Source organism: Lacticaseibacillus camelliae DSM 22697 = JCM 13995 (assembly GCF_001311195.1).
In the GTDB taxonomy this organism is placed as follows: Bacteria; Bacillota; Bacilli; order Lactobacillales; family Lactobacillaceae; genus Lacticaseibacillus; species Lacticaseibacillus camelliae.
Window position 1 is genome coordinate 1 of sequence record NZ_BBAJ01000080.1, and the last position, 9,695, is coordinate 9,695.

Consider the following 9,695-nt stretch of genomic DNA (forward strand, 5'->3'; position numbering starts at 1 on the left):
CGATCACGTATCTGGCGCTGGCCATTGCCTACGCCGCGCGCAACTGGCGCGGCGTAACACAGGCCTTACACACACTTTCTGACCAGCCACTGGGCGATTTGACCGCCCAGCAGCAAGAGACACTCACTCTATTAAGGAGGGGCGCCGATGAAACGGGTTAAATTGATCATGACACTGGGAATCGTTGCGCTGACGGCCCTGGTCGTCGGGGCCATTTTGATGGTCCGAAGTGACGCGCTGCACCTGCGCGTGTTCCCGGTGACGGCGGCGGACGAAACGGTGGCCACACGCCACACCGACCAGACGCCGACGTTGAACGGCCAAAATCGCCTGCTGTATGTTCAACCCCTTGCGCCCGCAGACGCGGCGCTGCAGCAGTCGACTAAGCAAGGTCTGAGCTACGCCAAGGTCGGGTATGACGACATCCAGGCCGCGGAAATTGCTGGCCAAAAGCCGGATCACGCCACGCTGCTGATCGCCGATCCCGACATTGTCACCTATGAAGACGCCGTGATCGACTTTGTTGAAGCCGGCGGCAGCGCCGTGTTCATGCAGCGCCTTGAAGAAATTTCGCCGCGCCTTCAGCAGCTGCTCGGCCTGACTGCTGTGGGCGGCGTGCGCCGCGTGACGGGGATCAAATTTGACGAACCGATTTACCCGGGCTACCCGAATGCCAGCGTCGAGGATTCCAGCGCCTTTGCGCACCGCGCAGCGGACGTCAAGCTGGCCGCCAGTGCGACCACGTTGATCTCGGCGAGCAGCCGGCCCATCCTGGTGGAAAATCAAACCGCCGGGGGCCAGGTGCAGTACTGGAACACCGGTTTTCTGAATGACCGCCTGGCGCGCGGGCTGTTTGTCCAAAGCGTCGGCCGGCTGTTCCCGGTGGCGGTGACCAGCCAGGCCGGGATCCAGGTGATGCACATTGACGATTTTCCGGCCCCAGTGCCGGACACCACGACCACCGTGGCCGATGCCAGCGGTAAAGCCATGACCGTCGCGGACTTTTACGCGCATCGCTGGTGGCCGGATATGCTGCGGCTGGGCCGCAAGTACGACCTGAAGTACACCGGTGCGTTGATTGGGACTTACGACAATGACGTGTCCGGCAGCGATGCGGAAATGTACGGTGCGATGCGCCGAACGGGGCAAAAGTACGTCCGCGAGCTGAACAAAGTGGGCGGTGAAGTCAGCCTGCACGGGTTTAACCACCAGCCGCTGCTGCTGGCAAAAGATCCGGTCGATCAAAAACTCAACTACACGCCGTGGCCGGATCAGGCCAGCATGGCCGCGGGTTTGGACCAGGTGGCCGAGCTCATGGCCACACTGGCCCCGGCGCGCGCGATTACCACCTACGTGCCGCCGTCCAACCTGACTAGCAAGACAGGTCTGGCCGCAGTGCGGCAGGTGTTCCCCAAAGTCGATACGGTGGCCGCCTTGTATTACGGCGACGCGGTGCAAAGCCGGTACGTGACGGAATTTGGCGAAAACCAGGACGACCCGCAGCTCTTTGATTTTCCCCGCAACGTCTCCGGTTATGCCTTCACGACTAATAACCGGTACGAGATCGCCGATGTCGCTGCGACGTTCGGGGTGATGGCGCACTTCATTCACCCGGATGACGTGTTCGACCTGGCGCGCTCGAATAATGCCAACTGGGAAGAGCTCGCCGAGAGCTTTGACCAGCAGCTGGATTTTGTTAAGAAGACGTACCCGATGATCACGCCGATGACGCAGAACCACGCGACGGCGGTGCTCAAGCAGTACTTTGCCGGGGCCGTTGATGTGCGCTACAGCGACACCCAAATCGAGCTTTACGCCCGCCACATGCCGGACAATGCCAGCGTGACCGTGCGGCTGAAGGACGGCAAGCTGGCCACCGGCAGTTTCCAGGACCGGACGGTTCGGGAACTGGGCGCCCGCCTGTACAGTGTGACGCCTAAGCGGGCCGCGCTGACACTGGCGATTGAAAAAGGGTAACCCGCGCAAAGGAGGAACACCATGAAGATCGCAATCATCGCTGAAGGCTGCTATCCCTATGTGACTGGCGGCGTGTCCAGCTGGGTGCACAACCTGATGAAGGAGATGCCGCAGCACCACTTCGACGTCCTGGCCATCACCGCGGACGACCAGCCGCGAGCCGTGCGCTACGACCGCTTGCCCAACCTGGGTCAGATCATTCGGTATCCGCTGACCGCCAGCAATGCGCGGCGCACGGCGGTCAGGCTCAGTGCCGCCGACCGCGCACTGATCGCCGACTGGCTGAAAATGACCCAGGTGGTGCCCGGCGCGTTAGGGCTGCTTGCCGACGCGACCGGCTGGGGGATGCCGACAGCTTTCTGGCCAGCCAGACGTTTTACCAGCTGATGGCCGAGCAGTATGAAAAAGCTGGCGAATCCTGCCCCTTTTTGGCCTACTACTGGTCCTGGCGCAACATGCTGACGCCGCTGCTGCGCCTGCTGCAGCAACCGGTCGGAGACTACGATTTGTTGCAGGTCACCGCGACCGGCTATGCCGGGGTCTTAGCGGCGGCGCTGCACGAGCAAACGGGCGTGAAGGTCGTGCTGACCGAGCACGGGATCTACGCCCGCGAGCGCGAGGAGGACATCCTGCAGTCGGATTGGCTCGACCCGGCGTTCAAGCACCAGTGGGTCCGCTTTTTCCGCTACCTGGCCAAGCAGGCGTACGCCGCGGCGGATTCGGTGGTGACGCTGTCGGCCGCCAACCAGGCCCACCAGAAAAGTGGTGGCGCGGATGCCGCCAAACTGCGGCTGGTGCCGAACGGTGTGCGCGTGGCCCAGTTGGCCACCCTGAAGCGGCACCAGTTTGATCCTAAGGCAGGGCTGCAGATCGGCGCCATCATTCGCATGGTGCCGATCAAGGACATCACGACCCTGATCCAGGCGTGCGGGCGGCTGGCCGAGCAAGGGGTGCCGTTTGCTTGCTACCTGATGGGGTCGACCGACGAGAATCCCGAGTACGCGGCCGAGTGCCGGGCCATGATCGCCGCCTTGGGGCTCAGCGCCCAGGTCCACATGACCGGTCAGATCAACGTCATGGATTACCTGCCGCGCCTGGACGTGCTGGTCCTTTCGAGCATTTCCGAGGGGCAGCCGCTGGCCGTTTTGGAAGGCATGGCGGCCGGGCTGCCATGGGTCTGCACCGACGTGGGCGCCTGCCGCGAGCTGCTGTACGGCAACAATGACAGCTTTGGCCAGGCCGGATTCGTGGTCCGGCCGGTGGCGCCGCGGCGGATCGCCGACCACCTGGCGTGGTTCTACCAGCATCCGGACATGATGCAAAAAATGGGGCAAAACGGCGCACGCCGCGCCCGGCGCTACTACCAACTCGACGCAGTGGCCGACACCTACGACCACCTTTACAAACTGAAAGGAGCTCAAGGCGATGGCGGGCGTTAATCTGGAAACGAAACTCAGCCGCTTGTTCAAGCCCGAGTCGCTGACGCGGCGGGCGGGGGCATACGGCTACGCGCTGATCAACGGCGCCGGCACCTGGCTGATCCTTTTGGGGAGCATGATGCTCCTGCGCAGCGTGATGCTGGCCACGGAATGGACGTCGGAGGCCACAGTGAACCTTTTTTTTCCACGGCTGTGGCGTACTGCTTCATCTTCGGTCAGCTGATCAACGCGGTCGGGCAGTTCGCGGCCTCGCGCTTCGTGGCCGATGAGCTGTACGCAGGCCGAGCGGACCGGCTGCTGCCGGCCTTGATTGGTTGGCTGAAACTGCAGCTGACCCTTGCGCTGATCGCGGCCGGGGTCTACTGGCTGATTTTTTCACCGTAGTGGTGGTTCGCGCTGCTGCTGTTCACCGGTCTGGCGGCGACTTTGACCCTGTTTTCCGTGAATCTGGTCGTCTCCCAAGTCGCGTCGCGCCAGCTGCCGCTTCTGTGGCTGGCCGGGGGCATGGCGGTGGCCATCGGCGTGGCCCTGCTGTGCGGCGCCAACCAGTGGTGGCTGCCGGTTCAGCACGGACCGATGGTGACCTTGCTGGTGAGTTTTATCAGCGGCGTGATGGTGACAATCGGCGGGCTGGTGAGCGCCCTGCTGCGCCGGGTGCCGATCGGCCGGCGGGCGGATCAGTACGCGCTGCTGCTGGCCATTGACCACAATAAACGGCTGTTGTTGGCCGGCGTCGGTTACGCGCTGGGGCTGTGGAGCGCCAACGTGATTTACTGGCTGGTCAGCGGGATCTCCCTGAGCGGTTTGTTCCAGGTCAATCTGATGTACGACACCAGCACGTTCTGGGCCTATCTGCTGATCACGCCGGTGTACATGCTGCTGTTTTTGGCCATCGAGACGCGGTTCCACCCGTACTACCGCAAACTGATGAGCCAGATCAACAACGGCGGCACGCTGGCGGCAATCAACCAAAGCCAGGCCAAGCTGCGCAGCGTGCTGATCCAGGAGCTGCAGCGCATCGTGCGGACGCAAGGCATTCTGACCATCATTGTCGTGACGCTGATCGGCATCGCCAGCTCGCAAAGCCTGTACTTCTCGCTGGAGACGTCGGTGCTGCAGCTGGTGATTGTCGGGGCGTGCCTGAACAGCTTCGTACTGGTGATTATGCTGATGCAGCTGTACCTAGACGATCAGCGCGGCGCGGCGGCCACCGGCGCCGTGTTCGGCGGCAGTGTGATCCTCGCGACGCTGCTGGGCCTGCCCCTGGGAATGAGCTTTTACGGGCTCGGCCTGGTGATCGGCGCGCTGCTCGGCGTGGTGGCGGGTCTGCCGCGCCTGCTGGATTACACCGAGCACCTCAGCGAGCACCTGTTCCTGAAGGCGGCCACCGAACGCACCGGCTGGCTGGGCAGCTTAGCCCTGGCCTATGCCCGTCGGCACCAGGCGTAACCGTTTTTGAAGTCGCGCGCCCACTTAGGGCCCGCGACTTTTTTGGTGGGCGGTGCTAGACTAGGGACTATTAATTTGAAATCGAGATGACCGGCATGCCCAAAATTCGTGAGATTCAGCCCAAAGACGACGCTCAGATGAAAAAGATCCTGAAGTTCTGTCTGGAGGAGGCCGACCTGGCCCTGCCGGGAACGGCGTACTTCGACCCGCAGATCGGCGAGCTGGCCGAGTACTACGCGCACACGACCCGCGCCAAGTACTTCGTGGCGGTGGCGGACACCGATGACGACCAGGTCCTCGGCGGCTGCGGCATCGGGCCAGTGGCGGATTTTGAGGACATTTGCGAGTTGCAGAAGCTGTACCTGACCCCGGCGGCCCGCGGCCAGGGCCTGTCGAAGCGGCTGCTGGCAAAGAGTATTGCGGCCGCCAAGGCGTTCGGCTACGAGCGCATGTACGTCGTCACCGACACCAAGCTGCCCATCGCCAACAAGCTCTATCAGGCGCAGGGCTTCACGCGCCTGCCGCACGCGCTGGCCGATGACCCGCACGACGGCTGCGACACGTGGTACATCAAGGACATTTGAACGCGGCAGTGTTTGACTCGGTTCAACACTAGCCGCGCTTTATTTTTAAACACCGGCTTGAACCCGTCTCGAAAATCTGCTAGCGTTACCCCTGAAAGCTTGCACGAGGGCCCTCTTGGAGGAGGAGACGCTGATGAGCGTTCAACGCGCCAAAGACCGGGTTTACGAGAAATTGAAGGAGCTGCTGCGGCTTCATGATAGTGTTGAAACGACGACCTTGGCCGAAAACTTGGGCCTAAGCCGGTCCGTGACCAGCCATTACTTGGGGGAGTTGGAAAAGGGCGGTCGCGTCATTAAAAGCGACGGCCGGCCGGTCCGCTGGCGGCTGACCGGGGTTGGTGCGCCCAGTCATGAGCCGGCGGCCCTGCACGGGCTGAACGCGGTGATCGGGGCCACCGGCAGTCAGCGCGAAAGCATTCGCAAGTGCATTGCGGCGGTCGAATACCCAGGCGGGCTGAACCTGCTGATTACCGGCAGCAGCGGTGTCGGCAAGACCTTTGGCCAAAAAGTGTACGAGTACGCCCGTGACACCGGCGCCATCGCGGCCGATGCGCCGTACAAGGTGCTGAACTGTGCCGATTACGCCAACAACCCGGAGCTGCTTTCCTCGATCCTGTTCGGTTACACGAAAGGGGCCTTCACCGGTGCCGAGGCCAACAAACCTGGGCTGATTCAGGAGGCCGATGGCGGCTACCTGCTCCTTGACGAGGTGCACCGGCTGTCCGGGGAAAATCAGGAGAAGCTGTTCACCTTCATGGACACCGGGATCTACCGGCCCATTGGCGAAAATCAGCGTGACTGGCACGCAACGGTCCGCTTCATTTTTGCCACCACTGAGGACCCGAACGCGGCGCTGCTGGAAACCTTCAATCGCCGCGTGCCGGTCATGGTGCACCTGACGACCTACGCGCACCGGCCGGTCGACGAGCGGCTGGCGTACATCCGGGTGCTGCTGCAAACCGAGGCGAAGAACTTTCACAAGCCAATTACGCTGGCTCCGCAGGCCGTGAGCTACCTGCTGAACTTGCGCCCGGCCGGCAATGTCGGTCGGCTCAAAAACCTGATCAAACTGGCCTGCGCTAAGGCCAATACGGGTGAGCACCCAGACGACCTGCTCAAAGTCGGGCTGACCGACTTTGATCTGGCCGGCGCCGCGTTCGACCCGGTCGGCCAGCTGAAAGTGGCCAAGCCGATGCTGGTGGCCCCGGATACGGCGGGTGAAGCCTTGCCGCCGGCGCTTGATCTGACGGTCGGCCAGCAGCTGACTGCCTATCTGCAAAGTGCCACCGCTCTCACCATGACCGATGTCCGGCGCAAGCTGCAGGCGCTGTTCACTGCGCAAGGCGCGATCGATCCCAGCATTTCACTGTTGCACAGTATTCACGCAGAAGTGTTCAAGCACACCGTGGTGCAGCGGTTCGGGCTGAAGGCGGCCAGCGATTACGAGGACTTGCTGTTTCGGCTGTATGATTCCCGAGTCACGCTGGCCCAGCCGCCGCTGGAAAAGCTGCAATTGCTGGCCGCTGATCACCCGCGGGCGCTGCACGTCGCCCAGAAGTTTTACCAGCAGCTGCCGCCACTGGACGCCGCCAGTGCCGAGGCGCTGCCGCTGCTCATGGCTAGCGTGATCTGCGATTCGATTGATGAGTCGATCGCGCTGCGCTGCCTGATGGTGGCGCACGGCTCGCGAATGGCCACCAGCATTCAGTCCGTGGTCAACCAGCTGTGCGGGACGTACTTGGTGGACGCCATCGACATGCCGATCGATTCCAGCATTGGCCAGATCGCGATGATCGCCAAGCAAACGGTGAAGGATTTTGACACCTCCAACGGGTTCATCTTGCTGGTGGACATGGGGTCGTTGAGCCAGCTGTACCGCGTGATCAAGAATCAGCTGCAAGGCGACGTCTTGGTGGTCAACAACCTGACCACGGCCACCGCGCTGGACGTCGCACTCAAGATTCAGCAGAAGCTGCCCTTTGACCGGATCGCGGAGTACGCCTCAACGGAGTACGCCATTTCGACGCAGTACTTCGAAGGCTTTGCCAAAAATCAGAACATCGTGATCTCATGCATGTCGGGCCTGGGCATTTCCGAAAAGCTCAAGGAGATCTTTCAGTCCGTGATGGACCGGCGCCTCAGCGTGGTGGCGATGGATTACGCGCACCTGCACCAAAGCATCGAGCAGACAACATCAGCGAGTTCGACGCAACGCAGCTGGTGATCACGACCACCAACCTCCCGGACTCGTTTGCCATTCCGCACATCAACATTTATGACCTGCTGGATCCGTCCGGGCAGGAGTTTCTGCACAACATTTTGCGCCAATTCATCGACCAGAAGACCTTTGATGATCTGTACAACCGGATCGTCCGCTTCCTGTCGATCGAAGGCGTCACCGAGCGCCTGTCCTTCCTGAACCCGGACGTGATCATTCAGGAGGTCGAAACGGTCATTTTCAAGTTCGAAAACTACTACCACATCCAGCTCGACGGCAAGGTCAAGCTGAACCTGTACATGCACATTTCCCTGATGGTGGAGCGCCTGATGACTGGGGTCAGCCGTAACGGGGAGAAGGATGAGCGCACACCGGCCAGCCAGGAAGAGGCGGACTTCAACACCGTCGCCAAAGGCATTTTCAAACCGCTGGAGCTCAAGTACAACATTGACATTAACGGCTACGAGCTTTCGCTGCTGTACCAGCTGATGAATTACGCGTTCACTGAGGCTAAATAAATTCAGTGGCTTGGTGCCGCCCCCTGGGGGTGGCGCCTTTTTCGTGTGTGCAGGGCAAACCGCAGCGAAGTGTTTAGTTTTGTGTTTAAGAATATAGCGGAGCAAAAATTAATGCGTCAAACCCCAATCATGTCTGCTTTGGCACGCCAGTTGCTTATATCATGATGAACACGTGTGATATCCGGATAGACATGTGGTGTTCCAGTGAATTGAAAGCGTTAACTACTATGGAGGTGTTGAAATGATCGAAATGATGCGGGTCGATGATCGGCTAATTCACGGTCAAGTCGCCTTGTTATGGTCCAAGGAACTTCAGCTCAATCGGATCATCGTGGCCAATGACCGGGCCGCAGCCAGCGAGATTCAAAAAAAACGCGCTGCTGCTGGCGGCGCCGGCGTCGATCAAGGTGGCCGTTGAGCCGGTGGATAAAGCCATTAAGTTGGCCAATGACCCTCGCGGCGCCAAGCTGAAGATGTTGCTGATCGTGAACAATGTGGCAGACCTAAAGCGCGTGGTCGATGGGGTCCAGGCGCCGGAGGACGTCAAGGTCGACATTGCCAACGTTGGCCGGATCGGTGGCGACTTGGCCAATAAGCAGAAAATCTCAGAGACGGTGTACCTCACCGAGGATGAGGTCAAGCTGGTGCGGGAGATTGCCACCAAGGCCAAGAATTTTGTTTATCAACCATTACCTGGCGATACCCCGACACACTTTGTAGATTTATTGAAGGGAGAATAAACAATGCTCTTATATCAAGCAATTGCGGTTGGCCTGATCATGGCTTCGCAAAGTTTATCAACGCATACGGCTCTTTTGCCCAACTGATGCCATTCATTCAATACATTTTGCTGGCTCTGGTTTTGGGGAAGAGCCCGTCACAAGCCATTATCCTTGGTGCCGCCGTTGAGCTCGCGTTCTACGGCGTCATGCAGATCGGCGCGGTCCTGCCACAGGATACGCAAGTCGGCGGGGTCCTCGGGGTCGCGTTCGCGCTGATCCTGAACCAGAAACCTGCCGTTGCGGTTGCGCTGGCCGTCCCGATCTCAATGCTCGCGGTCATTGTTTGGAACCTGCTGAAGTTCTGGTTCACCGCGAATGTTGAAGTCTTCGAAAAGCACATCCGCGAGCGCAACCTCGCCAAGTTCAACCGGCTCTGGTGGATGCAGGTCGGCGTTTACGAAGTGGCTTACTTCGCCCTGGCCTTCATTGCTATTCTTGCCGGCACCACCGGCATCAAGATGTTTGTCAACAGCATTCCAAAAGTGTTCCTGACCGGCCTGACCGTTGCCGCCGGCATGCTGCCAGCCGTTGGGATGGGCATGCTGCTCAAGTACGTTTGGAACATTGAATTCCTGCCATTCTTCATTGCCGGGTTTGCCCTTGCTGCTTATCTGCAGCTGCCGATCATGGCGATCAGTATCTTCGGCGTCGTCTTTGGCCTGATGATGTTCTTCATCGACAAGCATATCGATGAGGTGAAAAAGAGCACCAAGCAAGTAAGTTCAGGA

The 9,695-nt window shown here is 60.3% G+C and carries 10 protein-coding genes and 1 pseudogene; all 11 read left to right on the forward strand.

Translation table 11 applies throughout. The features are described from left to right. Window positions 1–147 precede the first annotated feature (147 nt). Complete coding sequence (locus JCM13995_RS11280) at window positions 148–1,977, forward strand: DUF2194 domain-containing protein (RefSeq protein WP_054665729.1); 1,830 nt, start codon at window positions 148–150, stop codon at window positions 1,975–1,977. Window positions 1,978–1,998: 21 nt separating this feature from the next. Further along, entirely contained in the window at window positions 1,999–2,364 is a 366-nt protein-coding gene (locus tag JCM13995_RS16300; RefSeq protein WP_054665732.1) for a DUF3492 domain-containing protein, read from the forward strand. Next, on the forward strand, window positions 2,364–3,416 hold the full coding sequence (gene pelF, locus JCM13995_RS11290; RefSeq protein ID WP_054665736.1) for a GT4 family glycosyltransferase PelF: 1,053 nt from the start codon (window positions 2,364–2,366) through the stop codon (window positions 3,414–3,416). The genes JCM13995_RS16300 and pelF overlap by 1 nt, the downstream gene beginning before the upstream one ends. Next, on the forward strand, window positions 3,403–3,639 hold the full coding sequence (locus JCM13995_RS15025; RefSeq protein ID WP_054665739.1) for a hypothetical protein: 237 nt from the start codon (window positions 3,403–3,405) through the stop codon (window positions 3,637–3,639). Before pelF ends, JCM13995_RS15025 begins: the two co-directional genes overlap by 14 nt. Next, a pseudogene (gene pelG / locus JCM13995_RS11305) lies at window positions 3,609–4,865 on the forward strand (exopolysaccharide Pel transporter PelG). Before JCM13995_RS15025 ends, pelG begins: the two are co-directional and overlap by 31 nt. Before the next feature lie 95 nt (window positions 4,866–4,960). Beyond that, window positions 4,961–5,449, forward strand: coding sequence for a GNAT family N-acetyltransferase (locus JCM13995_RS11310; protein ID WP_162230958.1), 489 nt, complete (start codon window positions 4,961–4,963; stop codon window positions 5,447–5,449). A 133-nt stretch (window positions 5,450–5,582) separates the two neighbouring features. Further along, window positions 5,583–7,673 carry a sigma 54-interacting transcriptional regulator gene (locus tag JCM13995_RS11315; RefSeq protein WP_054665752.1) on the forward strand — a complete coding sequence of 697 codons (2,091 nt, stop codon included), beginning with the start codon at window positions 5,583–5,585 and terminating at the stop codon, window positions 7,671–7,673. After that, a complete protein-coding gene (locus tag JCM13995_RS11320; RefSeq protein WP_054665756.1) occupies window positions 7,670–8,185 on the forward strand; it encodes a PRD domain-containing protein in 516 nt (171 codons plus the stop codon). The genes JCM13995_RS11315 and JCM13995_RS11320 overlap by 4 nt, the downstream gene beginning before the upstream one ends. Window positions 8,186–8,426: 241 nt before the next feature. Continuing rightward, on the forward strand, window positions 8,427–8,603 hold the full coding sequence (locus JCM13995_RS17210; RefSeq protein WP_082397839.1) for a PTS sugar transporter subunit IIB: 177 nt from the start codon (window positions 8,427–8,429) through the stop codon (window positions 8,601–8,603). 4 nt (window positions 8,604–8,607) lie between these two features. Further along, window positions 8,608–8,925: a PTS sugar transporter subunit IIB gene (locus JCM13995_RS11325; RefSeq protein WP_263849667.1), complete on the forward strand. Its 318-nt coding sequence runs from the start codon at window positions 8,608–8,610 to the stop codon at window positions 8,923–8,925. An 86-nt stretch (window positions 8,926–9,011) separates the two neighbouring features. Next, window positions 9,012–9,695 (forward strand): PTS mannose/fructose/sorbose/N-acetylgalactosamine transporter subunit IIC (locus JCM13995_RS11330; RefSeq protein ID WP_054665762.1); only part of this gene is annotated, 684 nt, incomplete at its 3' end.

What these genes read in the sequence shown, in the direction of transcription:
- JCM13995_RS11315 (WP_054665752.1), top strand. Translation starts at nt 5,583, where the DNA reads ATGAGCGTTCAACGCGCCAAAGACCGGGTTTACGAGAAATTGAAGGAG.
- JCM13995_RS17210 (WP_082397839.1), top strand. Translation starts at nt 8,427, where the DNA reads ATGATCGAAATGATGCGGGTCGATGATCGGCTAATTCACGGTCAAGTC.
- JCM13995_RS11310 (WP_162230958.1), top strand. Translation starts at nt 4,961, where the DNA reads ATGCCCAAAATTCGTGAGATTCAGCCCAAAGACGACGCTCAGATGAAA.
- pelF (WP_054665736.1), top strand. Translation starts at nt 2,364, where the DNA reads ATGGCCGAGCAGTATGAAAAAGCTGGCGAATCCTGCCCCTTTTTGGCC.
- JCM13995_RS15025 (WP_054665739.1), top strand. Translation starts at nt 3,403, where the DNA reads ATGGCGGGCGTTAATCTGGAAACGAAACTCAGCCGCTTGTTCAAGCCC.
- JCM13995_RS11280 (WP_054665729.1), top strand. Translation starts at nt 148, where the DNA reads ATGAAACGGGTTAAATTGATCATGACACTGGGAATCGTTGCGCTGACG.
- JCM13995_RS16300 (WP_054665732.1), top strand. Translation starts at nt 1,999, where the DNA reads ATGAAGATCGCAATCATCGCTGAAGGCTGCTATCCCTATGTGACTGGC.